The sequence below is a fragment of the Lysinibacter sp. HNR genome (assembly GCF_029760935.1).
Lineage (GTDB): Bacteria > Actinomycetota > Actinomycetes > Actinomycetales > Microbacteriaceae > HNR.
Genome location: NZ_CP121684.1, coordinates 42,934 through 67,857, shown reverse-complemented (window position 1 = coordinate 67,857; position 24,924 = coordinate 42,934). Strand labels below are relative to the sequence as shown.

Below are 24,924 nucleotides of genomic sequence, written 5' to 3'. Positions count from 1 at the left end.
CCAGGTAGACCTAAATAAAGTCGTCTGGCGAAAGCCAGCGCACCCCGCCGGAGTGACTCAGCAACTGCGCTCGAATCGGCACACCGCCCAGGGCGCAGCCGTGTAGAATCTCACGAGCCCAGCCCCGCTCGGAGCGCCGCAGGGTGCGTCCACCCGGCCTCTCCCACACCAAGAAAACCTGCAACGCCCCCACCTCCCGCATAAAACGAGCCAGCGCCCGGCTCACATGATCGCCGTCTTCTTCCCCCACCTCCAGGGGGAAATCTGCCATCGGCATGACAACGGGTATCTGCACATTGGCCCGGTCAAGATACATAAACCAGACCCGCCTGCGCTGAGCCGCACCGATAAGATACTGAACCCGATGCTGTATCTGAAGGTCGGTATCAAGCGGCTGCTGCCGAATATCTCGGGCCGAGAGTTGGCCATCGTGTGCCGAAAATTGAAGGTCGCCCGGTGAAGAAGGGTTCATAACAACCAGGGTGTCTGAGCGGGGCCAGAAACACACCCGGAAAGTGCTTAACTGTGGATAAAAGTGCCCTCACCCGTGATGTGCAGGAGTAAACTACCCCTGCTTGCGAGCGCGTATCAGGTCTGCGGCGGTCACCTGGTGCGAGGTATCGGGCAGCTTATCCGCTTCAATGCCCTCGACCAGCACGGCCGGATCAATGTTCAACGCGGTTGCAATCCTAATGATGGTGGAAAACGTGGGGTTTGATTCGCCGCGCTCAATTTTGCCAAAGTTTGTAAAGTGGATCGACGAGAGATCCGCCGCATCCATCTGGCTAATTCCGGCTCTCATTCGAGCAGCAAGCACACGACTACCCAGGATTATGGCAGCTTCCGAACGTGACTTAGACATATACATTATGTTCAACCACAGCATGTTCACGCAACCAGAGCGTATCAGCATGAATTTTTTATAGTAGATGCGTAAAGACCTTATGCAAAAATGAATCAGCTATGATTCCTCCGGTCTGATCAACAGTTCCCCGTGGATCTCCCTCTACAATCGATCCAAACACCACCGTGCCCCGAGGGAACACAACTCACCCTGATAACGCTACAAGCGCCTCAACATCAGCGGTCTCACCAGATGGTAACCCGCTCCGCCGGATCAAGCCACAGCTGATCGCCCTCTTTCACATCAAACGCCTCGTAGAACCCGTCAATGTTGCGCACGATCTGGTTGCAGCGAAACTCGCTGGGCGAGTGGGGGTCAGTCGTGAGCAGGCGGATTATCTCTTCATCACGGCCCTTCTGTTGCCAGGCCTGCGCCCAGGACAGGAAAAAGCGCTGGGCCGCCGTGAGCCCGTCGATCACGGGAGCCTCGGCACCTCCCAGCGAGAGAACGTAGGCGTCCCAGGCAATCGCGAGCCCTCCCAGGTCACCAATGTTTTCGCCAATGGTGAGTTCACCGTTCACAAAGTTCTCGGGAACCTGGCGCGGAGCCAGCGCGCTGTACTGGTCGATCAGCGAACGGGTGCGCTCCTCAAAGGCCGCGCGATCGTGCTCGGTCCACCAGTCAACCAGCTTGCCGTCACCGTCGTAGCGCGACCCCTGATCGTCAAAGCCGTGACCGATCTCGTGCCCAATAACCGCGCCTATGGCACCGTAGTTGGCGGCCGCGTCCCTGTCTGCGGAAAAGAAGGGTTCCTGAAGAATCGCCGCGGGAAAAACGATCTCGTTAAAGCCCGGATTGTAGTAGGCATTGATGGTCTGCGGAGTCATAAACCACTCGTCACGATCGATGGGGCTGCCAATTTTGCCCAATTCGCGGCGAAACTCTACTTCGGTAACACGACGCGCATTACCGACCAGATCGGTTGCATCCACTTCAAGCGTCGAATAGTCGCGCCACTTCACGGGATATCCCACCTTGGGTGTGAACTTGTTGAGCTTATCAAGAGCGTGCAGGCGGGTATCAAAGCCCATCCATTCCAGATGGGTGATCGAGTTGCGATACGCCTCAATGAGGTTGTTCACCAGGGCATCCATCGCCTTTTTAGAGCGCTCGTCAAAGTGCCGCTCCACATAGATCTTGCCGATTGCCTCACCCATTGCCCCCTCGGTGAAGGCGACAGCCCGCTTCCACAGCTCGCGCTGTTGGGGGGTTCCTGTGAGAGCCGTGCCGTAGAAATCAAAGTTGGCCCGCGAGATCTCCTCGGTGAGATAGGCCGCTGAGGAGCGGATGATCTGCCAGAGTAACCAGCTGCGCCACGCGGGAAGGTTCTCCTCGGTGAGCAGATCGGTAATGCCGGTGAGCGCGGAGAGCTGCTCCGCAACAACTTCGGAAAGAGCGTCGTGGGGAATGCCCATCTCAGCCAGGTACAGATTCCAATCGAGCGCCGGGGTGAGCTCCTGTAGCTCGGCAAAGGTGCGCAGGTTGTACAGCTTCTGGACATCGCGATTGGCCACCTTGTCCCAGTGAACCGCCGCAATACGGGTTTCAAGATCATAGACGCTGGCCGCGGCTTCGGCCGCACCCGGAACGCCACCCAGGGTGAGCATCCGCTCAATATGGGCACGATAGGCCTCACGGATCTCTGCAAATTTTTCTTCGCGATAGTAAGCCTCGTCGGGCAGCCCGATACCGCTCTGCACCACAAAAACGATGTAGCGCTCGGGGTTACCCGGGTCATTGTCGATACCCATCCCCAGAAAACCGCTCATGCCCCCGCGCTCCAGCCGCGCGATAAGACCCACCAGGTCGGACACGTTCGTGACCGCCCGGGCGGCCTCCAGGTCGTTGACGATGGGTCCGATCCCCAGCTCTTCGCGACGCGACACGTCCATAAAGCTTGCGTAGAGATCCCCGATCTTGCGCCGCTCAGTGCCGGGCTCAGCCCTTTGCGCCTCGGTAATGATGTCTCTTACCGCCTTTTCAGCGTCCTCCGCCAGCACGTGGAAAGCGCCGTAGCGCGCCTTATCCGAAGGGATCTGTGTGCGGTCTATCCACTTGCCATTCACGTGACGAAAGAGGTCATCCTGCGGACGCACACTCGCGTCAAGTTCGGTGAGGGTGATTCCCGAGGGCAGTGCGGCTTCGTGTGTGGGCGACGTGTCTTGAGTCATGCTTTCTACTCTAACGGGATCGGCCATATTAACAGCGGTGTGATCCACCTCAATTGAACAGGACTCTGGATATCCCCAGACTACCGACCGGGCGCGACCACAGACCGCACCTCAGCACCAGCTGCTACCAGATAACGACCCGCTCAGCGGGATCAAGCCACAATTGATCGCCCTCTTTTACATCAAACGCCTCGTAGAATCCGTCAATGTTGCGCACGATCTGGTTGCAGCGAAACTCGTTGGGCGAGTGCGGGTCAGTCGCAAGCCAGCGGATCAGTTCCTCGTCCCGCCACTTCTGCTGCCAGGCCTGCGCCCAGGACAGGAAAAAGCGCTGAGCCGCCGTGAGCCCGTCGATGACAGGAGCCTCGACACCTCCCAGCGAGAGAACATAAGCATCCCACGCAATCTTTACTCCCCCCAGGTCGCCAATGTTTTCACCGATGGTAAGTTCACCGTTCACAAAGTTTTCGGGAAGCTGGCGCGGAGCCAACGCGCTGTACTGGTCTATAAGCACACGGGTGCGCTCCTCAAAGGCCGCGCGATCCTGTGCGGTCCACCAGTCAACCAGCTTGCCGTCTCCGTTATAACGCGACCCCTGATCGTCAAAGCCGTGACCGATCTCGTGCCCAATAATCGCACCAATCGCACCGTAGTTGGCGGCCGCGTCCCTCTCGACGGAGAAGAAGGGCTCCTGAAGAATCCCCGCGGGGAAAACCATCTCGTTGTGGCTCGGGTTGTAGTAAGCCTCAACCATCTGCGGAGGCATAAGCCACTCCTCACGATCAATGGGGCTCCCAATCTTGCCCAGTTCACGGCGGAACAGCATCTCAAAAACACGACGCGCATTACCGACCAGGTCTTCTGGGTCTACCTCAAGCATCGAGTAGTCACGCCACTGATCCGGATAGCCCACCTTGGATCTGAACTTGTCGAGCTTATCGAGAGCGTGCAGGCGGGTATCGGGTCCCATCCACTCCAGGTGGGTGATCGAGTTGCGATACGCCTCAATAAGGTTGTCTACCAGGGCATCTATCGCCTTTTTAGAGCGTTTGTCAAAGTGCCGCTCCACATAGATCTTGCCGATTGCCTCGCCCATTGCCCCCTCGACAAAAGACACCCCGCGCTTCCACAACTCAGGCTGCTCGGGTGTTCCCGTGAGGATCGTGCCGTAAAAGTCGAAGTTTACGCGCGAGATTTCATCGGTGAGGTGGTCAGCCGAGGAGCGGATGATCCTTAAGAGCAACCAGTAACGCCACGCGGAAAGGTTCTCCTCGGTGAGCAGATCGGTAGTACCGGTGAGTGCAGAGGGCTGCTGTACCACAACCTCGGCAAGGGCCTCCTCCGGAATCCCCATCTGGGCCAGGTAAAGGCTCCAATCAAATGCCGGGGTGAGCTCCTGCACCTCGGCAAAAGTGCGCAGGTTATACATTTTCTGGAAGTCGCGACTATCCACATTGTCCCAGTGGGTCGCAGCAATACGGGTTTCCAAACCAACAACGCTGGCCGCCGCTTCAGCCGCACCCGGCACACCAATCAGGGTGAACATCCGCTCAATATAGGCACGGTAGGCCTCACGGATCTCTGCGAATTTTTCTTCGCGATAATAAGCCTCATCGGGCAAGCCGAGACCGTACTGCATCACGTGCATGATGTAGCGCTCGGGGTCACCCGGGTCAACATTGATGTACATCCCCAGAAGACCGTTGACGCCCCCACGCCCCAGTCGCCCAATAAGCCCCACCAGTTCGGGCACGCTCGTGACGGCCTGCGCGGCAGCCAGGTCATCCGCAATGGGCCCAATCCCCCGTTCTGTGCGACGCGCAACGTTCATAAAGCTCGCGTAAAGATCACCAATCTTGCGACGCTCGGTGCCGGGCTCAGCAGATTGTGTCTCGATAATGATGTCTCTCACGGCTTTTTCGGCGTCATCTTCCAGCCGATCAAAAGTTCCATAACTTGATTTATCTGCGGGGATCTCCGTGCGCTCTATCCACTTGCCGTTCACGTGACGAAAGAGGTCATCCTGCGGACGCACCTTTTTGTCTAGTTCGGCGAGGATAATCCCTGACGGAAGCGCAATATTGTGCTTGAATAACATTTCTTGAGCCATACTTTCCACTCTATCAACCCATCATGCTAATAATATTGTGAATCCGCTCTATTTGGACAACAAACCGGAGATTCTCAGTGTATTGAATACCCACAAAATCCGGGGCAATATGGCTCTTACGCATCTTTACGCGCGATGAATAACCACGTCAAAACCCTAGCTTCTGCACTATGGTTAAGGCTCATGCGTTTCCTGAAAATCACCGCGATTGATCACCAAATCGGTCGCCTCGCCTTCCCCGCCCTCGGGGCGCTCATCGCCGAGCCACTTTTTTTAATTGCGGATTCGGCGATGGTGGGGCACCTGGGTGCGGCAGAGCTCGGCGGTGTTGCACTGGCCGCGGCTGTGCTGCAAACCGTGATTGGGCTCATGATCTTCCTCGCCTACTCCACCACTCCGCTGGTGGCACGAAGGGTCGGGGCCGGTAATCTTCGCGGGGCGGTCTCCGCCGGAGTCGATGGGTTGTGGCTTGCAGTGGTGATCGGCCTGGTGGTGGCCACCCTCAGCGCAGTGTTTGCCCAGCCCGTCATCAGCCTTTTCACCCCGACCCCGGCGGTGGCGGAGACGGCCAGCACCTACCTCACGGTGTCTCTCTTTGGCATTCCCGCGATGCTCCTTGTGTACGCCGCCACGGGACTTCTCCGCGGTCTACAAAACACCGTTACCCCTCTCTGGGTATCGGGAATCGGCTTTGCCGTGAACATCGGACTCAATTACGTCTTTATCTATGTGTTCGGATGGGGCGTTGCCGGTTCTGCACTCGGTACCGTGCTGGTTCAGTGGGGTATGGTGGCCGTCTACCTGATTGTGGTGCATCAACTGGTAAAGGAAACCCGGGTGAGCTGGCGCCCGCACCTCCCGGGCATCATTGCGGGAGCCACAATTGGAGGATGGCTTTTTGTACGCACCCTGAGCCTGCGCGCCGCGATGCTCACCACCGTCTTTGTGGCTACTCACCTGGGCACAAGCGAATTGGCCAGCTTCCACGTATCTTTTACGCTTTTTTCCACCGCCGCTTTTGCCCTCGACTCGATAGCCATCGCGGCGCAGGCCCTGGTGGGTAAGACCCTGGGAGAACAAGACATTGGGCTCACCCGCCGCATGGTTAACCGCTGTGTTTATTGGGGTATTGTCTGCGGCGGGGCGCTCACCCTTCTCTTTGCGGCACTCAGCCCGGTTCTGGGTTACGTCTTTTCTACCGATGCCGCGGTGCTCGCGATACTTCCCCCCTCGATCCTGGTGATGTCGTTGGGACTCAGCCTCGGCGGCTATGTGTGGGTGCTCGACGGCGTTCTGATGGGCGCAGCCGATGCCCGCTACCTGGCCTTCACGGGTGTGCTCAACCTTGCGGCCTATCTTCCCCTGGCGGGTGCGATTTATGTGTGGCCTCCGGGCGGGGCGGCCGGGGTGGTGTGGCTCACGGCGGCCTTTATGATCGGCTACATTGCGGCTCGGGCCGTCACCCTCGGACTGCGCGTGCGCGGAACCCGCTGGCTTGAGATTGGCAACCGCATCACCGGCACCGGCTAGCGGGCTAGGCCCTTCCGGGAATCAGCACCGGCCCGCACAGCAAGCCCACCTACTCCTCTACAACCCGCACGGTCTCCACAAATGGGTCGAGCGCCCCGCGCACATACCCCCCGGGAAGCCGCGCTACGTGCTGCAGAAAGTCGATAACCTCCCGTGTGATCCGCTCGCCGGGGAGCAGATTGGGGATGCCCGGCGGATACGCCGCGAGCGAGTCGGTAGAAACTCGTCCCACCGCATCCCGGGCCGAGACCACCGCGGCGCGACCCAGTGATGCCGTTCGTGGAAGCGCAACCAGGGGTCCGGCGGGCGGGAGCGGTGGCATATTCTCCACCGTTGATTCTCCCGCAAGAGCGCGCTCCGCATCGGAGAGCACCAGGGACTCCAGGGTGGACACCAAGCGACCCACATCGGGGGTGCTCCCCAGCCCCACAATCGCCACAATGCAGCGATCTGTAGAAATCTCGGTATAGATATCGTGGTCGCGCGCAAGGATTTCGAGCACCGTGCGGCCGTCTCGCCCGGTGGCGGAGATATCGATTGAGACGCGCAGAGGGTCAACCGCCACGATGTCGTCAACCCGATCGAAAGTATCGGACACTATTGAAAAGTGGGGCGAGCGCCGCAGTGCCGCACGCATCTCATCGGCCGTGCGAATGGAGGCTTCTAGCAGCTCCGACCCCGTTTCGAGCGTGTAGCGAGCCAGGTCAAGCGATGCCAGCAGAAGGGAGCTATTGCTCGTGGATTGGGTGAGATTAAACGCACGCTCGATCAACGGCTCAAGCTCCCGAGCGAACTCTCCTTCGCCAAGGTGCAGCATGGCGGATTGAGTGAGGCTTCCTCCCAGCTTGTGGGTGCTTGATACCATCAGGTCGGCCCCCAAGGCCAGGGGGTTCTGGGGCAGGTCAGGGTGAAAGCCGTAGTGGGCTCCCCAAGCCGCATCAACGATAAGGGGAACACCGGCCGCGTGGGCCACCTCGGCAAGCCCCGCAATATCGGCCGTGGCCCCGAAATAGCTTGGAGAAATAACGTAGGCAGCCTTGGGGTTGTCTGCCCGATCAAGCTGCTCGCGCAGAACGGCGGGTGAGATGCCGTGCGCGATACCGTAGGTGTGGTCGATGGAGGGCTCCATGAAAGCGGGCATGAGCCCCGCAAGAACAATCCCATCGATAAAACTGGAGTGGATACTGCGCTGGGTAACCACCGGCTGCTGCGCATCACGAAAAGTGGCGAGGGCAAGCGCAATCATACGATTACCCTGCGAGGCTCCGTTGGTCAGAAACCAGGTAGTGCGAGCACCCCACGCGGCGGCGGCCAGGTTTCGTGCCCGGATAAGCGGAGAATTGTGGCCCTTATCGATTCCGGCCAGAAGCGGCGTGAAGTCTTTGGCAAGCAGGTCGTGACCAAAAAAGCGGGCAAGCGGCAGGTGTGCATCGGTACCCGCGGCGTGCCCGGGAACATTGAGGCGCATCAGGTCACGCTCGGAATACCGTTTAATCGCCTCCGCATAGGGTGCACCCTCGCATTCGTGCGAGGGCACGATAGCGTGTGGTAGTGGGGTGTGCACGGAAATACTCATACCTCTATTTTCTCGCAAAACCCAGGGTGAGAGGAATAGAATATTTCTTATATCCCTCTATAGAGAGTATTGAGCAAGTATGTTTGATCTTCGCCAACTATCCGCCCTCCTAGCCGTGTCCGAGACGGGCTCAATAGCCGCCGCCGCGCGCCAACTCTCATGGAGTCAACCCACCGTGAGCCACCACCTACACACCCTCGAAACCGTCCTGGGGGCCGAGGTGGTTGCGCGGGACTCTACGGGCACCCATCTCACCGCGCTCGGTTCGGTTCTTCTGCCCTTTGCCACCAAAATTTCACGACTCACCCGGGATGCCGCAAGCGCGGTTCGGGCGGCCCAGCTCGCCAGCGTCTCCCGACTACGGCTGGGGGTCTTCCCCTCTGCCGGCGCCCGGCTGCTGCCGGCGGCGGTGCGTGAGCTGCAGGAGTTTGGGGTAGACATTCACATTGTTGAGGGAGAGCTTGACACCCTGATGCCCAGCATCAATCGTCGCGAGCTAGACGCGGCCATCATCTTCGAGGGCACCTCCATCACCCAGCTCCCCAGCGGATACTCCTCCGTTCCGCTGCTGGTAGAAGAGCTTTACCTGACGATTCCCGCCGACCACCGCCTTGCCAAGAGAAGCAGGGTGCGCATCGCCGAGCTCAGCGAGGAGAACTGGATTCTGGGAATCACCGAGGACGACCCCTGCGACAACGCCCTCCGCGCTGCCGCCTCACGCGCGGGATATCAGCCGCGACGCATCCTGCGCAGCGACGATTACTCGGTGGTTCAGGGCTATGTTGAGGCGGGCATCGGGATCGGCCTGGTTCCCGAGCTAGCCCTGTGGCCCAGACGAGCGGGGGTTGTCGCTCTACCCATCGACGGCGAACACCTCACGCGGGAGATCTCTCTCGTGATCAGCGACCACGCGCCCAAGCAGGCGGTGGCCGTACTGCGGGCGGCCCTGGACGCCCAGGCCGATCGACTACGGCACGAGGCAGGTTAGGACCGTAGGTTAGGGCCTAGATACCCAACGCAGCTACCCCTCGAGAGACGAGCTAAGAAGAGGGCACCGGGCCGGTGGTGGCTCCCACACGGAGCACGGCGTGGAACGACTGCGGGGGTACGCTCTCCCCTTCGATCAGGGCCAGGGCGGCCTCCCCCGCTGCGCGGCCCTTAGCCTGCGCCGGTTGAACCAGGGTACTGAGCTCAACCTCCGAAAGCCCGTCCAGCAAAATACCGTCGAAACCCACAACGCTCACGTCCTGAGGAACCCGCAATCCCAGCTCTTCGGCGGCCCGGATCACACCGAGCGCAAGCAGATCGCTCTGAGCCACCACCCCGGTGGGCCTGACCTCTTGGTCGAGCGGACGCTCAGAGTCCGCGGCCCCTCCCAGCAGGACCTTTCCGGCCAGCCTCCCCTCCTCGACCAGGCTTGCACGCGATGTAGATCCCCCGGCCTCGGGATACACATCACGCACCCCGAGGATGCGCTCCTCGGCAACAAAGCTGTGACCCAGGAGGGGATAGGCGGCATCAAAAACAAAACTTGAGCACTCCTGATCGAGCGGCAACGACACGATGGCCACCCGCTCGTGCCCGAGGGAGCGCAGGTGCTCGGCTCCGGTCCGCGATGCGCCGCGATTATCGGAGTCGATTACATAAACGTCGTCGGCCGACATCCCCTCCATCTCAACCATGGGGAGACCCCGCCGCCGTATATCGGCGAGGGGACTATCCAGGCCCGTGCTACACCCAAAAAAGATGACCGCATCAACCGGAGCCGTGGAGATGTTCAGTGGGCCACCGTCGGTGTCTCCCAGGAGAGCCAGCCCGGAACCCGCGTTACCCACCGCCTCCGATATACCGTCGAGCAGGGCCACCCTGATGGGGTCACGAAACGCGCCCCCCAGGCGCTCGCCCAAAACAACTCCGATGAGGCCGCTGCGCCCTCGCCGAAGGGAGGCTGCGCGCGGATCGGGACCCGCGTATCCGAGTTCTGCGGCCGCCGCGATCACGCGTTCGCGCATGGCGGAAGAGATGGGCCCACCCCGGCCAAAAGCAAGCGAAACCGTTGAGGTGCTTACCCCCGCGCGATGCGCGACGTGGGCAAGAGTGACCCGTTTTGGCTCGCTTTTTACGCGCGCGCCTTGACTACCAGCCGCCATACGGGTTAGCTTAGTCGAATCGATTCGAATTTACCACGGGTCGTAAGAAAGCCATGACACCACATCCCAGCGCCTCCCCCGAAACAGCCGAGCTTCTCGTGCCACCCACCCGTAAACACACGACCAGCACACACGGCAAAAATAATTCCTGGAGAAACGCGGTCTTTGCAGTCTTTGCCCTCGCGGGATTCAGCCTGTCCACCTGGCTCAGCAGGATCCCCACGGTGCGCGACCACCTCGACGCAACCTCGGGTGAGATGGGTCTTGTCTACCTGGGAATCTCGGTGGGCTCCATCATTGGGCTCCTCGGGTCCGGCTACGTGGTCACACTCATCGGGGCGAAAAAAGCGATCACCTGGTTCCTCACCATCGGCGTTATTGGGCTTCCCCTCGCCGCTCTCGCAATAGGCATTCACAGCATCCCCCTCACCATCGCGGCACTCGCATTCTTTGGAATCGGATTCAGCATGACAGACGTTGCCATGAACGTCACCGGAGCCGCCAACGAAAGAGCAATCGGCCGCACCCTCATGCCCATCTTTCACGCTCTCTTTAGCGTGGGAACGGTCATCGGCATCGGCCTGGGAGCGCTCGCCGAGGCCACACAGATACCCCTCCTTCTTCACATGGTTATCGCCGGCGCGATCATCGCCGCCCTCACTCTCCTCATCGTGCGGTTTCTTCCTCGCGGAGACGGATTTGACACTCCGGACGAGCAGCCCGCGAGCGCCGATCAAGACTCCACCGGGCGCTCCGGTTGGAAGAGCGCCCTCGGCGTATGGACCAAAAAACGTACGCTGCTCATCGGCCTCATCGTGCTCGGCATGGCTTTTGTAGAGGGAGCCGCAAACGACTGGCTCCCCCTCGCCATGATCGACGGATACGATTTAACAACGCCTTCGGCACGGCCACCCTGGGACTCTTCCTCGTGGCCATGACGGTGGGACGCATCGTGGGCGCGGGTCTACTCGACCGCTTCGGACGGGTTCCCGTTCTTCTCTCCTCCGCCGTCTCGGCCGTTGTCGGATTGGCAATCGTCATCTTTGCGCCGGGCGCGGAAATAGCACTCGTGGGCGTTGTCTTCTGGGGCCTCGGAGCCTCCCTCGGTTTCCCCGTGGGCATGTCGGCAGCGGCGGATGACCCCAAAAACGCCGCCGCAACCGTGAGCGCAGTAGCGGCCATCGGATACCTCGCATTCCTCGTAGGACCACCCGCAATCGGCTTCCTCGCGGACCACTTTGGCCTACTCAACGCGCTAATCGCTGTTCTCGTACTGGTAGCCCTCGCGGGCTTTGCAACCCCCGCCGTGCGTGAACCCAAACCCGACACGGGCACGGGTAGTCGCACAAACGCAAACAACGACACGGACACTCGTACAAACGCAAACAGTCGCGCCAATACGGACACGAGCAGCCGTACAGGAACCCAATCCGAAAGGGTTGAGGAATCGCCAATCACGAAACGCTAACCTTGGAATCTGTCCCACCCCACCGTCTTCCCCTTCTTCTCTCCGGTAGGCTACTCGGGTGCGAGTAGTTATTGCGAAGTGCTCTGTCGATTACACGGGTCGGCTCAACGCCCACCTGCCCCTGGCAACCCGTTTACTCATGCTCAAGGGCGACGGCAGCGTGCTGATTCACTCGGACGGTGGGTCGTATAAACCCCTCAACTGGATGAGCCCCCCGTGCAGTGTGACCAATCGCGAGGTTGACCAAAACCAGACGGAGGCCGGGGTTGCGGAGATCTGGGAGGTCGTGCATCACAAAACGGCCGACACCCTCACTATTAACATCTACGAAATCCTCAGCGATCACAGCCACGACTTAGGGCTAGACCCCGGACTCATTAAAGACGGGGTTGAGGCGGATCTGCAAAAACTACTGGCGGAACACATCGAAACGCTGGGCGAGGGTTACGAGCTAGTTCGCCGCGAGTACTACACCGCCATCGGTCCGGTTGATATCCTTGCGCTCGACGAGTCCGGGGGTCACGTTGCGGTGGAGCTTAAGCGTCGCGGAGACATTGACGGGGTAGAGCAACTCACGCGCTACCTCGAGCTGATGAATCGCGACCCGCTCCTCGCACCCGTTCAGGGGATCTTTGCCGCGCAGGAGATCAAGCCCCAGGCCCGCACGCTCGCGGAAGATCGTGGTATTCGCTGCGTTGTGCTCGACTACGATGCTCTGCGCGGCCTGGCCGATCACAACACACTGTTCTAGAGGGAACGCCCTCAGCGACAGCACACGCACACGCACACGCACACGCACACGCACACGCTACCCGAACAATCACGTCCCCCTCGACGGCACCGGATAGGCTAATTTCATGGCGGGTAACAAGAACACGATCTCTCTCCACGACCTCCCCGAGGGAGCCATCCCCGAGGGGGTCACGGCAGACTACAGCAACGATGCCGTTCGAGCCGCGCTGGATGCTCTGCTCGCCGCGCCCGACTACAACACCCTGTCAACGTTTTTGCTCTCACTCCGGGAGGGCTTTCTTGTTGTTGACGCAAGCGGTTCCGCGCAGGGCAAGAAGAGCCACCGGGTTCGCACGCTGCGCTCCACAAAGGGGCAGCTCATCCTCCCCATTTTTACCTCGATGGCCGAGCTACGCCTCGCGGTTCCCACGGCCGAGCGCAACACGGTTCGCGGCATTGTGCTGCCCGCCACAAACGCTCTGGCCCTCATTCAGGCGGACAAGTTTGCCGCCGTTCAATTTGATGCGGGTTCCGCCCAGTTTGTGGTGCTGCGCAAGTTCATCACCCGGGTGCTTCAGGAAGACGATGCTCTGAGTCCCGATTCGCTGGGTTCTTAGTCCAGAGAGACGCACGGGGTGTACAGAGAATAAACCCTAGATCCTCCAAAGCTTAGACGTGCCAACACTTTAAAATACCGAGGTATCACCCAGGAACCTCAGATAAAATTAGTCAAATGTTAGAGATGCCCCCCAGTTCGCTTGTCGCCAATCCACTGCCCCTTCCCGCAGATGTGGTGGGTCGACTGCACACAAAAACCAAGCCGTGGACAACCATCCTCTGGGATCTTGACGGCACCATCACCGACTCCGCACCCGGCATCGTGAAGCGAATCGGCGACGCTCTTGTGCAGGTGGGTCTGCCCCGCCCCTCGCAGGAAGAACTCTACGCCATGGTGGGACCACCCCTGCTCGACACCTTCATCCACACGGTGGGAATGTCGGAGGAGCTTGCCAACAAGGCTCTTCAGATTCAACGCGATATCGCGCTCCGCGAGGGGCCGGATGCCGGCTCCAGCGTCTATCCGGGAGTGCCCGAGATGCTTCGCGAACTGCACTCGGCGGGAATTCCCGTGGGATTGGCCACCTCAAAAGGCGAGGTTCAGGCCATCGAAATTCTTGAGCACTTTGGATTGACACCGTACTTCACCGCCATCACCGGTTCATCACCCGACGAGACCCGTAGCGCTAAGGCAGACGTGGTTGCAGAGACCCTGCGTCGCCTTTCCGCTGCGGGCGCGGACATCAGCAATCCCGTGATGGTGGGCGACCGAATCTTTGATGTGAACGGCGCTGCTGAACACGATATCCCCACCATTATTGTGGAGTGGGGTTACGGGTCGGCAGAGGAGAACGCGGACGCTATCGCACACGTATCGTCAATAGATCAGCTCAGGCCGCTACTCCTCCCCTAGGCAGAGACTAATCCCCGCTATTCGGCGCGGTCGGATCGCGCCGCGAGACGGCTTTTTCTCACCGGTGCCCGCTCGGTCCCCTGCGTTACCTCGGTAAACCCGTGGGGAAGCGGAACCCCGTTCTCGTCCAACCCCACAAAAACAATGGTGGAGATGGTCAGCACGTCGTCTCGCGTAAAGACATTGCGCACATGGCACGAGAGGGTAATCGAGGTTCGTCCCAGCTTAACCACCGCAAAGTTGAGTTCTATCAGGTCACCCTGAACGGCTGAACTCACAAAGTTAATCTCGGAGACAACCTTGGTGACCAGCCGATCATTACCCAGTTGAAATATCGCGCAGATCGCGGCCTCCTCGTCAATCCAACGAAGAAGACTTCCGCCAAAGAGGGTTCCGTGGGCGTTCAGATCCTCGGGTTTGACCCACTTGCGAACCGTGTAATTAACGATGGTCATACTCTGAGCCTAGTGATCTACAGCCTGAAATGTGCCCTGAATGAGCACTCTGTCACACTATTGTTGGGCTCGCTCGCATCCGTTCATCATAGAATAAGCTCGTGGCTATTTCTTCTCTCACCAACGCAACCCAGGACTACCTCAAGGTTATCTGGGCCGCTACCGAGTGGAGCGAAGATGCCAATGTCAGCGTCACCTATGTGGCAGAGACACTGGGCGTACGAACCTCCACCGTGTCAGACGGGCTCAAGAAACTCACCGACCAGGGCCTGGTCGTGCATAAGCCCTACGGCGGAATCACACTCACCGAGTTGGGCCGCACCTACGCGGTAGGAATGGTGCGACGTCACCGCATCATCGAAACCTTCCTCGTTAACATGATGGGCTACACCTGGGACGAGGTACACGACGAGGCCGAGGTGCTGGAACACGCCATGAGCGACACCCTCATCGAGAGGCTGGATGCCGCGCTGGGCCACCCGGAACGCGACCCCCACGGAGATCCCATCCCCACCGCAAACGGTCTCCCAAGGCGCCAAGACGCGTTCCTTCTGAGCACCGCCGAGGTCGGACAAAAAGTCACCGTCAGCCGTATCTCCGACGAAAACCCCGAGATGCTTCGCTACTTCGCGGATCTCGGCCTGGTTCCGGGAACCTCCGTAACCATTAACGAGCACCGCCCCTATGCGGGTGTGAGCAGCATCCTCATCGATGGAGCGGATACCCCGGTCGACCTGGGGTCGGTGGCCCTCGCCTCCGTTTGGGTCGAGGTTTAGGGTTGCGACTCTGCGTAATTAGCCGTTTCTCTAGCCCTCCGAGCCTTGACCACAACATAGCCGAATTGCATCCATAGATTTATCAACTTTAAGTACACCTGAGACATTTTTGTATTTGCAGGAAAAGTCCATATATACGATAACGTTTTGTGCCATAGCTCGCTACGGACAGCAAAAACGATGAAAAACTCGTCATCAAGAAAAAGCCGCCCTGCACGCTCCCACAGAAGAGCAAACAATCTGGAAACCACCTCCAGAAGATGAGCATCAATACCTGTCTAATAATTCGTTCCAGCCAGCGAGGAGATGAAAAATGGCCACCCCGATAAAGCCACACCCTCAGCATCTGAGCGAAACAAGCTCAAAGCGTCTATTCTGCCGTCGACGTCTACCCTTAACGAGCTAAGCGCAGAGCAAATCGGGGATATTAGCGGCAGCTCTGATATCGGAACGCTCATGCTTGCTGCCAAAAACCCAAACGGCGTAAGCCTCAATATACGGGTTGAAGAGCACGTATCCGAGATTACAGAGTTTTGACCGGTTGAAATTACAGCCTAGCCTCCAAACGCATCAACCAAAGGTGCTCAGATAGCTTTATTTGCTCAGCTCGTATGCAAAACTTCCACCCACAACCGTTAGCATAATCCGGGCCGTGAGCAGCAACTCCGCACCCCGCTCAAAGGGGTTGGTGTCCAGCACAATAAAGTCGGCAAGTTTTCCGGTTTCTAGGCAGCCCCGCACGGTCTCCCCGTCGCAGGCATAGGCGGATCCGAGGGTTGCAAAGCGCAGGGCATCCTCAAGCGAAATACTCGGCGAGGGAACGGCCGAGAAAAGCCATCCGTAACCAAGGGTGCGGTCGAAATCGGGATTCCCGGGGCGAGCATCGCGTAATCGCGATTGGATCTCCGTCAGATTTTCGGCATCACCCAGGGGTGTTTTCTCAAGCAACTGTCCCATAAACATGAGGTGGGTGTGAGCATCAGGGAGACCACTGCGAGCCGTATGGTTACCTGACCATACTGCCCCGTATTTTCTCATTACACAATCATTGTGCCGTTGATCGAGAGTGAGAGCGACGCGCAAAAAACGTGAGGAGACCAGCAACAGCCATCACAACACCGAGGAGCAGAACCGCCAGCGGGCTAGCAGAACCCGTTTTTACGAGTTGTGTTCCCTTCGAGGATTCCCGGTGATCACCACCCGGGTTGTTTGTGTCTGCACTATCTCCAGCGAGATTTCCGTTATCGCCCCCGTTTTCCACATCGGTGCTATCTCGGGGAGAAACAAGAATCGTTGCCGAATGGTTCGCTTCGTTACCGTAGCGATCGGCAGCAACGAGAACGGCATTAAAAGCACCGGCTTCCGTCGGAACACCAGAGAAAGTACCGTCTTCTCTCCAGACCAGTCCGGGAGGAACGTCACCATCAACACGGCGATTCTCCACGGTGAAACCATCCGTGATTGTTGTCTCAATCACAAGCTCTTTACCAACCTCGCCGTTTATTAGACTGTCAGCCGAGAGGGCGGCGCGAGTCACGGGGTGGATAAGCGTGCCGCTAAAGACATCGTCGTCTGATGCCCAGGTTGCACTGAGTTGAGTCGTTGACTCTTTAATCCCCGTCCAGTTCAATCCGCTGCCCCGGCCCTCTGCAGAATTGGCGACGCCAGACCCAGACCCAGACCCAGACCCAGACCCAGACCCAGACCCAGACCCAGACCCAGACCCAGACCCAGACCCAACCTTATCGGTTGCGAGGCTGAGATGCTCTCCCTGCAGCGACACAACGGGCTGGGCATCGTCATAGCGATAAGAGGTTGCGGCGGCGGGCACAAAAACCGCCTCCTCGACAATCTCCTGGTCGAGTGCCGAGAGCTCCATGTAGTCGGGTGCCTCGGCAAGAGCAGACAGATCACGGACAGAATTACGATCAAGATTAAGCCGGTATAAAGAATCCATATTTCCAAGCACGGCCACATCCGAAATGGAATTACCCGCCAGGTCAATATCGTTAAGAGACATAAGCTCCGCAAAAACAGAGATATCGCTAATCAGATTATTACTCAGGTCAAGGAGATAAGAACCGGGTATGTCCGCAAGCGGTCTCAGGTCGCTGATGCTGTTGTCTGCAGCGTAAAGCGCTCCGAGGGTGGTGAGTCGCACAAGAGGACCAAGCGAAGAAATACCGTTTCCGTTGATGGCAAGCGAGTTCAGACCAACCGGCAACGGGAGGTCATCCAGGGTACCCAATTCAAGATTACTCACGTTGAGATCCCTCAGGCCGGGAAGGGCGGCAAGCACACTAAGGTCTCGCCCGGGATTATCACTGATATCAAGTCCTCTCAATGCGGAGAGTGTTGCCAGCGGTGAGAAATCGGTGATTAAGTTTCCCCCGAGGTTGAGGTAATAGAGCGTATCTATCACGCCCGTCTCGGCAACGTTAGGCAACCGATTATCTTCCGGATCAAGGCTCTGCGAGTCGCCCCCAAAAAGCGACGTTATATCTTTAATTTTATTATTATTTGCGAACATAAAATATAGTTGACTGTTCTCACTCAGATCAGGGACAGTCGAAATATTATTGTCGGCGATGTCCAACCAGTACAAATGGGTCATGTGTCCAAGGGGAGAAACATCACTGAGGTTATTTCCAGAGAGGTGCAACACTGCAAGATTCTGGCTATCATTCAGCGGATCAATATCGGAAATATTGTTGTTACGGAGACTCAGATCGGCTAGGTTCTCTGCATCCTGTAGCGCAGATATATCAGAAACCCGGTTGTCATCGAGAAAGACCTGGTAGAGAGAAGATTTTCCCTTCAGGGCCGAGATATCAATAACACCGGTATTTGTTAAATCAAGATGACTCAGTTCCTCAAGACCCGCCACAAACTCAATATCATCTGGCACAGCAGCAACATTGGAGAGATTGAGTGTTCTCAAGTTGGTGAGCGCTGCGATGCTTGCAACACTGCCCGGATGTGTAAAACTCAGATCAAGGCTCTCCAGCTGTGTGAGTGATGAGAGAAACTCGATGTCTTCCACGGAACTGTGGTTTAGGTTGAGCCTGATCAGACCGGTCAGCTTGCCCAACTCGTCATAGCTTGAGTAGTTTGCCCCAAAAAGAGAGAGGGAATTGATTTGTGACAGCGCCGCAACAGAACTGAGGGAAAGCTCCCTCATGTCTGAAACGTTTGAGATCATAACCCCACGCAATGAATTTACACTCTTCAATGGGGCAAGATCGGTCACACGTGTCGCGGAAAGATGAATGTTCCACAAAGACCCAAGCCCAGCAAGAGGACTCAGATCGGTGACGGGCTGATCCTCAAGGGTCAGGGACTGCAGGTTGATGGCGTATTCCATACCCGCAAGGCTCGTGACGGTAACCACTGACCCATAAAGAGAAATAGAGGAAAATCGAGCCATATCCCCCCGAGTGACCGGAGAATCACCAACCCGACCCAGAGAGTAGTTAACCGATTGAGCAAGACCGGGATCAATATTGGTAATAACCTCATCGGGACTATCCGTCGCCAGCGCCGCGTCTAGGTCATCAATCGTCAGCGTTACATCTGATTGATCAGTCGTGTGGGCCGGGCCTTCCTGCGCAACAGGCCAGTCCAGTCCCATAACCGGTTCACCAAAACCCGCTGCATCAGGCACGCTCAAACGAGGCTCTTCTTGCCCCTGCTGCTCTGCCGAGTTTTGCTGTTCTTGTGCAAATGACACGTCGGGAATCACCGACACCAGCAAAAAAGCCGTGATCAATCCGGCAGCAATATGCGTCATACGCAAGTGAACGACCCCCCAAGTCATAGTAAAGCACTCACACGGATTTTAAATAAATCATTAAGTGCGCTACAACATCACCTCATTTTATCAACACACTCCTGAACCCCCGGTGTGAAAAACTATAGAAACCACTCAATCTCAGGAATCCTGCTTAAACTGAACAGCGGGCATCCTCACAAGATTGAGCAGTGGATTAACAGACAACAGCAGTAACTCATCGGCTATTCCCTTTGTTCTCCCGCGAGCGAAAGACTAAACCACCGCGTTGAAACCTGTTCTTGCGTATCAAAAACGGTGGATAGGATAAACTGCGCTGAATGAACGTGAATCCAACCGTCCCGGAATTCTGGAACCACTGTCGTAAAACTCTGTCCAATCTCCCAGAGGATATCCCCGAAACCTGGGCATTCGGCGCAACGCCCGAACACGCTGACGGGCTACTCAAACTTGTGCTGGAGGGCACCAAGACGGGAACCGCCTCAGCTTTGTGGGACTACGAACACAGCGGAGATACTATACCGGTTGTCGGCGAGTACAGCATGATCCTCGATGGAAGAGGCACACCGCGAGCGCTTATCGAAATAACATCGGTCGACATCGTCGCGTTCAACGAGGTATCAGAGGAACACGCCCACGCCGAGGGTGAGGGGGATCGCAGCCTCGCGTCGTGGCGCGAGGCTCACGAACACTTCTGGCGTAACTACTCTGAGAATCCGCGCGGTTATGAACCCGACATGCCCGTGGTGTGCGAGCGGTTTCGAGTGCTCTACCCCTTGCACTCAGAACTCGAATCGCATCTCCCCACACAGGGCGTTCCCAGCCCGACTGCCACCCACAACTGAGGTTACATGCTTCGCAAACGATTCAAGCACACGTAGATTATCAACAACGCCAAGGCCGGCTCAGACATAAATACTTACTGTAAAGAATAAAATATAAGCGCTCGGAATATTCTCAGCAACTTCACCGTTGATCTACTCTGCATGTAAAAACCGCAGATCAGATAAGCACAGGGAGCGTCTCGTGAACAAGAAACTTGAATTGGGTATCGACACCTTTGGTGATGTCACAAACGACGCTGAGGGGAAGCCCCTCTCCCACGCTCAGGTGATCCGAAACGTTGTTGCGGAAGGAATCCTCGCTGAGGAAGTTGGGCTCGATTTCTTTGGTGTGGGTGAGCACCACCGCGTCGATTTTGCCGTATCGTCTCCGGAGATGATTCTTGCGGCAATCGCCTCCCGCACCAAAAATATTCAGCTCGGGTCGGCAGTGACCATCCTCAGCTCCGATGATCCCATTCGCGTTTTCCAGCGCTTTGCAACTCTCGACGGTATTTCTTCCGGCCGAGCCGAGGTCATTCTGGGGCGAGGCTCCTTCACCGAGTCATTCCCCCTCTTTGGTCTTTCCCTCTCCGACTACGAACAGCTCTTTGAGGAAAAGTTTGACCTCTACCTCGCCGTGCGAGAGCAAAAGCCGGTGACCTGGGAGGGAAGCTTCACCCCCACCATTCACGAGCAGGATGTGTATCCGCACGTTGAGAACGCGCCACTGCGCACCTGGATCGGTGTGGGCGGCAACCCCGGATCGGTGATCCGTGCGGCCAAGAACGGCCTCCCCCTCATGTTTGCAATCATCGGCGGTGCGCCCTCCCGCTTTGGCTCCCTCACCCAGCTTTACCGCTCCGCCCTGGACAAGTTTTCGCAGGACGTCACCCTTCCCATCGGAATGCACTCTCCCGGATTCATCGCAGAGACCGATGAAGCGGCGCGCGAAATTTTCTGGCCGGCTTACGAGAAGCTCATGACCCGCATCGGTCAGGAGCGCGGTTGGGCACCGATGACCCGGATTCACTACGAACAAGAAATTGCCGGTGGCGCCCTCTTTGTGGGTTCCCCCGAAACGGTCGCCAGAAAGATCGCCCGGGCGGCAACCGACCTGGATCTGTCTCGCTTTGATCTGAAGATCGGCAACGGCCCCCTCAGCCACGAGAACATCATGAGCTCGATTGAACTCTACGGCACCGAGGTGGCTCCCCGAGTACGGGAGATGCTGGGCTAAAAGTTTGCTGGGCGAGTCAGCGGCGTTCAGCAGCTGCGGGGAGTCGCGCGGCTAAACCCCGCCGCGCAGCGCGGATACGGGTTCGATGCGGGAGGCCTTTATCGCCGGATACGCTCCCGAGACTAGGCCCACTAACCCGCCAAGCAGGGCTCCCCCCAGAGCAACCCAGATGTCTAGCACGGGGGTGAGTCCCTGGGCGAGAGCTATCCCCACCACAGTAAAGATGCCCAGAGCGGCCCCCAAGAGCCCACCCAGCAACCCGATTGCGACGGACTCCAGCACAAATTGCAGGGCGATCTGTTTTCCGGTTGCGCCGAGGGCACGGCGAAGACCGATCTCACCCACCCGCTCCATCACGGAGAGAAGCGTCACGTTTGCAATTCCCAGACCACCCGCAAGCAGCGCAATCGCCCCGAGAGCCAGGAAAATCAGGTTAATGTCGGCCTGTACCCCCGCTTGCAGATCACTGCCCGACGCGGGGGCGGCAACCTCAAAGGTCTCCGGGGCGTTGGGGTCGAGAGCAATGGGAGCCTGTTTCTTCACAAGAGGACCGGCACCAATCGCGATGCGTATCTGGAGTTCGCCGGGAACCCCCAGATCAAATTGGCTGCGCGCCGTTCCGGTGGGCATCATCACGGCATCGGCCAGTTCGGTGCGCTGCCCTGCGTCACCCAGGATGCCAATGACGGTGTAGCTGGTGCCCCCAATAAAGATGGATGGCTGAGTATCGACCCGATTGACTCCCAGCTTTTCTGCCGCGTCCGACCCGAGCACAACAACCCGGTCGCCCCGGGTATCGTGTCCCATATCGAAGAACCGTCCCGTCTTAATGCTGCCCTCGACCACCGCAACGAGGTCACCGCTGATTGCGTACACCCCCGGCGCTGAGGTCTGGGCCGCAGCCGGGTCGTAGATCTCCGCAGCGGTGATGCGCGATTCACCGGTGCCCACCTTGGAGATGAGGGCCGAGGCCTCAACCCCGTTCAGACGATCCACCCGGTCTGGGGAGTCCCAGGGCAGGGTCGTGACGGCTCGCTGCCTGCTGGGGTCTCCACCGCCACCGCTTTTGGCGGGCGTTACCACAACCTGGGTCGCGGCAACCGCGTCAAAGTGGCGGGAGATCTGCACCGCGGCGGTCTGCGCCAGCCCTATCGTGACCACAAGCGAGGTGATGCCCAACACCGTTCCCAACAGGGTGAGAATGAGCCGTGAGGGGCGGGTACCGATTCCGTGCAGGGCCTCATTGATGAGGTCGCGACTATTAAAACTATTGTGAGGTTCGCGGGTTCTGCCCCGGCGCGCTCGAACCGTACTATAGGGTGTCGAGTCACTGCCTGGGCGCGCCTGAGGACTTGCGTTATCGCGGGTCTTGCGGGACGCACGGATTTTGCGGCGGGCCCGGGAACTCCTCATCTTTCCTCCACGAGGGTGCCGCCGGTGATCCGCACCCGACGCACCGCTCTGTCCGCGACCGCCGTGTCGTGGGTGATCACCACGAGCGTGAGCCCGTCGGCGTGCAGCTCATCAAAGAGCTCCATGATTGCAAGAGAGTTGGTATGGTCGAGGTTTCCCGTTGGTTCGTCGGCGAGCAGAATTCGGGGAGAGGTCACCACTGCGCGCGCTACCGCAACGCGCTGCCGCTCCCCGCCCGAAAGATTTCCGGGAAGAAAATCGAGGCGGTGTAAAAGGTTAACTCTGCTAAGGGCTTCAACGGTGCGAGGTTCGCGCTCGGCACGGGGAATTCCGCTGTACATCGTCGCAAGCATCACGTTATCGAGGACCGAGCGGGAGGGCATCAGGTGAAACGATTGAAACACAAAACCAATGCTCGTGCCCCGTAGATAGGCCCGCTCGTTTTCCGTGTGTGTGGAGGTGAGCTGACCGTCGAGTAGATAGTCACCGCTCGTGGGGCGGTCAAGAAGACCGACCAGGTTAAGCATGGTTGATTTTCCCGAACCGGAAGGACCCACGATAGAGAGGTAGTCGCCCCTCTTAATCGTGAGGTTTGTCGCCCGAAGCGCATGAACCGTGGGTGGCCCGGGAAAACTCCTGGCCACGTCAATAAACTCTACGACGGGAGGATCCGCCACCGCCAGGCTGCTCAATGCCCCACCACAACCCGGGCACCCTGCATCACAAGCGTGCTCTCGGGCGCTCGCACCTCAACAAAACCGTCCGCGGCCAGACCAGTTTCAATTGTGACCAGCTCGGTCTTCTCTTCTTTTTGATCGGTGACTATCTCGATACGGCTCTCTCCGCCGGGACCGGCCTGAACAGCGGCCAGGGGAACGGCAAGAACCTTGCCGTCGGTGGCGGAAACGGGGATGGTCACCCGCACGTTACTCCCTTTAAGCGCTTCAACCTGTTCGTCCGTGATGTTAACAGGACTCAGTTTTACCTCAAAGCGACCCGCGGTTTCCCTCTGGGCGTTCTCCCCCGTGGACTCTCGCGGCCCCACACTCACGATGGTGGCTTCGACGTTTCCGCCACCGGGCGCCGGGAACTGCGCGGACATCCCCTCGCTCAGCAATTCCGCATCGGCCCGCGACACGTTTGCGGAAAGCTGGAGCGTTGCACCCGAAACAGTCATTGCAACCCCCTCAAGCACGGAGCCCCGCTCAGCCTTAACACTGTCGACGCGCCGGGGCAGACTGGTGAGGTAGAGAACCTCGCTGGCGGGGAGCGGGGTGAGAGCCTCCGTCTGAGCCTCAGACAGGTTCGTCTGGGCCGAGGTCAGGGCCGTGCGAGCATCAGCAATCGCCTGCCGCTCCGCAGAAACATCCTTGGGGGTGTTGAGTTCGGCACGTCGAGCCTGCTGCAATCGCACCTCGTCCTCGGCGCCCGCAACATCACCGCCCTCCGCCACCGCCACCGCAAGTGCACGCTGCGCCGCCCGGATCGCGTTATCCGCCTCAATAATTTCGGTCTGGGTGGGCCCGGCCTGCGCTAAATGCAGTGCCGCCTGGGCCTGGTTCAGCGTGGACTGCGCCCGATTAACACCGTCTCGGGCGACCTCCACCAGGTTTGAGCCTTCTCCCTCAGCCGCAACCCCACCGGGCTGAGGAGCAGCGTAACCAATCCGCTCGTAAAGGGCCCTCACCCCCGCAGCCGTTGCAGCATCGTAGACGTCCGAAGCGACATTACCCGGGTTAATCCCCAGGGCGCTCAACGCCTGTTTCAATTGCAGAACATCGGGACCCGAAAGCCCCGCCCGGAGGGAGCGATAGGCGGGAAGTTCCCCGGGAAGAACAATGATCGGTCTACCCGCTATTTCAAGGGCAACATCTCCCGAATCTAGCGTTCCTCCCACGCCGGGAACCTGCCCGGTGATAACCGGAGAAGCGCCCAGGTCACCCGTTACGGGCTTCACCTCAACCGCATCGGCAAAGGTGATCTCTCCTCGAGTAGTGACGGTGTTAGACACCACCCGCTCCTCGATCGGAATCGTAATAATTCCCGCCTCGGGGGCCTCCGCGTCCGCCGCTGCCTGCGCCGGAGAGATAATAAATCGCGAGACCAGGATACCCGCCACCATCGCCACCACAGCAACCCCCGCCAGGACATAGACCAGGCGATGACCGCTCAGACTCTTTGGCTTACGCGCGGCTATGTTCGCCTCCTCCGCATCAACCTCTAAACTCACATTTCGCGCAGCGCTACGGCCCGAATCTATTATTTCTTCAAGCCGGGAGGTTGGGTTCTGTCCGCCGGGGGTATGCGGTGTCATCGT

23 protein-coding genes are annotated in these 24,924 nt (G+C 58.6%); 11 read left to right on the top strand and 12 right to left on the bottom strand.

Going from position 1 to position 24,924, the window contains the following annotated elements:
- Positions 1-10: 10 nt before the first annotated feature.
- The 4 genes from FrondiHNR_RS00320 to FrondiHNR_RS00305 all read right to left on the bottom strand — a co-directional run bounded on the left by FrondiHNR_RS00320 (position 11) and on the right by FrondiHNR_RS00305 (position 5,185).
- Positions 11-472, bottom strand: a complete 462-nt coding sequence (locus FrondiHNR_RS00320) for a hypothetical protein (RefSeq protein ID WP_279353268.1) — start codon at positions 470-472, stop codon at positions 11-13.
- Between the two features lie 93 nt (positions 473-565).
- The gene (locus FrondiHNR_RS00315) at positions 566-862 is read right to left on the bottom strand and encodes a helix-turn-helix transcriptional regulator (protein ID WP_279353267.1); all 297 of its coding nucleotides are present in this window, start codon (positions 860-862) and stop codon (positions 566-568) included.
- A gap of 227 nt (positions 863-1,089) precedes the next feature.
- Positions 1,090-3,075 (bottom strand): M13-type metalloendopeptidase, encoded by a 1,986-nt coding sequence (locus tag FrondiHNR_RS00310; protein ID WP_279353266.1) that lies wholly within the window; start codon positions 3,073-3,075, stop codon positions 1,090-1,092.
- Positions 3,076-3,199: 124 nt separating this feature from the next.
- Positions 3,200-5,185 carry a M13-type metalloendopeptidase gene (locus FrondiHNR_RS00305; protein ID WP_279353265.1) on the bottom strand — a complete coding sequence of 662 codons (1,986 nt, stop codon included), beginning with the start codon at positions 5,183-5,185 and terminating at the stop codon, positions 3,200-3,202.
- Between the two features lie 183 nt (positions 5,186-5,368).
- Between FrondiHNR_RS00305 and FrondiHNR_RS00300 the strand changes: the two genes are divergently transcribed.
- Positions 5,369-6,715 carry an MATE family efflux transporter gene (locus FrondiHNR_RS00300; protein WP_279353264.1) on the top strand — a complete coding sequence of 449 codons (1,347 nt, stop codon included), beginning with the start codon at positions 5,369-5,371 and terminating at the stop codon, positions 6,713-6,715.
- Positions 6,716-6,764: 49 nt separating this feature from the next.
- Here FrondiHNR_RS00300 and FrondiHNR_RS00295 read toward each other — a convergent pair whose 3' ends face one another.
- Positions 6,765-8,291, bottom strand: a complete 1,527-nt coding sequence (locus FrondiHNR_RS00295) for a PLP-dependent transferase (protein ID WP_279353263.1) — start codon at positions 8,289-8,291, stop codon at positions 6,765-6,767.
- A 79-nt stretch (positions 8,292-8,370) separates the two neighbouring features.
- On the opposite strand from FrondiHNR_RS00295, the gene FrondiHNR_RS00290 reads away from it, so the two are divergent.
- Positions 8,371-9,279, top strand: coding sequence for a LysR substrate-binding domain-containing protein (locus tag FrondiHNR_RS00290; RefSeq protein ID WP_279353262.1), 909 nt, complete (start codon positions 8,371-8,373; stop codon positions 9,277-9,279).
- 52 nt (positions 9,280-9,331) lie between these two features.
- Here the strand turns inward: FrondiHNR_RS00290 and FrondiHNR_RS00285 are convergent, their stop codons facing one another.
- A complete protein-coding gene (locus tag FrondiHNR_RS00285; protein WP_279353261.1) occupies positions 9,332-10,441 on the bottom strand; it encodes a LacI family DNA-binding transcriptional regulator in 1,110 nt (369 codons plus the stop codon).
- A gap of 53 nt (positions 10,442-10,494) precedes the next feature.
- Here FrondiHNR_RS00285 and FrondiHNR_RS00280 point away from each other — a divergent pair, with 53 nt between their 5' ends.
- The 5 genes from FrondiHNR_RS00280 (at position 10,495) to FrondiHNR_RS00260 (ending at position 14,112) form a co-directional block, all read left to right on the top strand.
- A complete protein-coding gene (locus FrondiHNR_RS00280; protein WP_279353260.1) occupies positions 10,495-11,379 on the top strand; it encodes an MFS transporter in 885 nt (294 codons plus the stop codon).
- Complete coding sequence (locus tag FrondiHNR_RS00275; RefSeq protein ID WP_279354567.1) at positions 11,376-11,909, top strand: MFS transporter; 534 nt, start codon at positions 11,376-11,378, stop codon at positions 11,907-11,909. Before FrondiHNR_RS00280 ends, FrondiHNR_RS00275 begins: the two co-directional genes overlap by 4 nt.
- Before the next feature lie 58 nt (positions 11,910-11,967).
- A complete protein-coding gene (nucS, locus tag FrondiHNR_RS00270; RefSeq protein WP_279353259.1) occupies positions 11,968-12,660 on the top strand; it encodes an endonuclease NucS in 693 nt (230 codons plus the stop codon).
- A gap of 106 nt (positions 12,661-12,766) precedes the next feature.
- The gene (locus FrondiHNR_RS00265; RefSeq protein WP_279353258.1) at positions 12,767-13,258 is read left to right on the top strand and encodes an SseB family protein; all 492 of its coding nucleotides are present in this window, start codon (positions 12,767-12,769) and stop codon (positions 13,256-13,258) included.
- Between the two features lie 116 nt (positions 13,259-13,374).
- Positions 13,375-14,112, top strand: a complete 738-nt coding sequence (locus tag FrondiHNR_RS00260) for an HAD hydrolase-like protein (RefSeq protein ID WP_279353257.1) — start codon at positions 13,375-13,377, stop codon at positions 14,110-14,112.
- A 17-nt stretch (positions 14,113-14,129) separates the two neighbouring features.
- Here FrondiHNR_RS00260 and FrondiHNR_RS00255 read toward each other — a convergent pair whose 3' ends face one another.
- Complete coding sequence (locus FrondiHNR_RS00255; protein WP_279353256.1) at positions 14,130-14,567, bottom strand: hotdog domain-containing protein; 438 nt, start codon at positions 14,565-14,567, stop codon at positions 14,130-14,132.
- 101 nt (positions 14,568-14,668) lie between these two features.
- Between FrondiHNR_RS00255 and FrondiHNR_RS00250 the strand changes: the two genes are divergently transcribed.
- Together FrondiHNR_RS00250 and FrondiHNR_RS00245 are read left to right on the top strand one after the other, a co-directional pair.
- Entirely contained in the window at positions 14,669-15,343 is a 675-nt protein-coding gene (locus FrondiHNR_RS00250) for a metal-dependent transcriptional regulator (RefSeq protein WP_279353255.1), read from the top strand.
- Between the two features lie 306 nt (positions 15,344-15,649).
- Positions 15,650-15,880, top strand: coding sequence for a hypothetical protein (locus FrondiHNR_RS00245; protein ID WP_279353254.1), 231 nt, complete (start codon positions 15,650-15,652; stop codon positions 15,878-15,880).
- Between the two features lie 57 nt (positions 15,881-15,937).
- Here FrondiHNR_RS00245 and FrondiHNR_RS00240 read toward each other — a convergent pair whose 3' ends face one another.
- The gene (locus FrondiHNR_RS00240; RefSeq protein WP_279353253.1) at positions 15,938-16,381 is read right to left on the bottom strand and encodes an amidohydrolase family protein; all 444 of its coding nucleotides are present in this window, start codon (positions 16,379-16,381) and stop codon (positions 15,938-15,940) included.
- 7 nt (positions 16,382-16,388) lie between these two features.
- A complete protein-coding gene (locus FrondiHNR_RS00235; RefSeq protein ID WP_279353252.1) occupies positions 16,389-19,133 on the bottom strand; it encodes a leucine-rich repeat domain-containing protein in 2,745 nt (914 codons plus the stop codon).
- Between the two features lie 320 nt (positions 19,134-19,453).
- On the opposite strand from FrondiHNR_RS00235, the gene FrondiHNR_RS00230 reads away from it, so the two are divergent.
- Together FrondiHNR_RS00230 and FrondiHNR_RS00225 are read left to right on the top strand one after the other, a co-directional pair.
- Entirely contained in the window at positions 19,454-19,978 is a 525-nt protein-coding gene (locus tag FrondiHNR_RS00230) for an ASCH domain-containing protein (RefSeq protein WP_279353251.1), read from the top strand.
- Between the two features lie 181 nt (positions 19,979-20,159).
- Positions 20,160-21,194: an LLM class flavin-dependent oxidoreductase gene (locus FrondiHNR_RS00225; protein WP_279353250.1), complete on the top strand. Its 1,035-nt coding sequence runs from the start codon at positions 20,160-20,162 to the stop codon at positions 21,192-21,194.
- Positions 21,195-21,245: 51 nt separating this feature from the next.
- Here the strand turns inward: FrondiHNR_RS00225 and FrondiHNR_RS00220 are convergent, their stop codons facing one another.
- Genes FrondiHNR_RS00220 through FrondiHNR_RS00210 form a run of 3 tightly spaced genes read right to left on the bottom strand, consistent with a single transcriptional unit; the run spans position 21,246 to position 24,921 of the window.
- Positions 21,246-22,607: an ABC transporter permease gene (locus FrondiHNR_RS00220; protein ID WP_279353249.1), complete on the bottom strand. Its 1,362-nt coding sequence runs from the start codon at positions 22,605-22,607 to the stop codon at positions 21,246-21,248.
- Positions 22,604-23,284, bottom strand: coding sequence for an ABC transporter ATP-binding protein (locus FrondiHNR_RS00215; RefSeq protein ID WP_279353248.1), 681 nt, complete (start codon positions 23,282-23,284; stop codon positions 22,604-22,606). The genes FrondiHNR_RS00220 and FrondiHNR_RS00215 overlap by 4 nt, the downstream gene beginning before the upstream one ends.
- Before the next feature lie 11 nt (positions 23,285-23,295).
- Entirely contained in the window at positions 23,296-24,921 is a 1,626-nt protein-coding gene (locus FrondiHNR_RS00210; RefSeq protein WP_279353247.1) for a hypothetical protein, read from the bottom strand.
- Between the last annotated feature and the right edge of the window lie 3 nt (positions 24,922-24,924).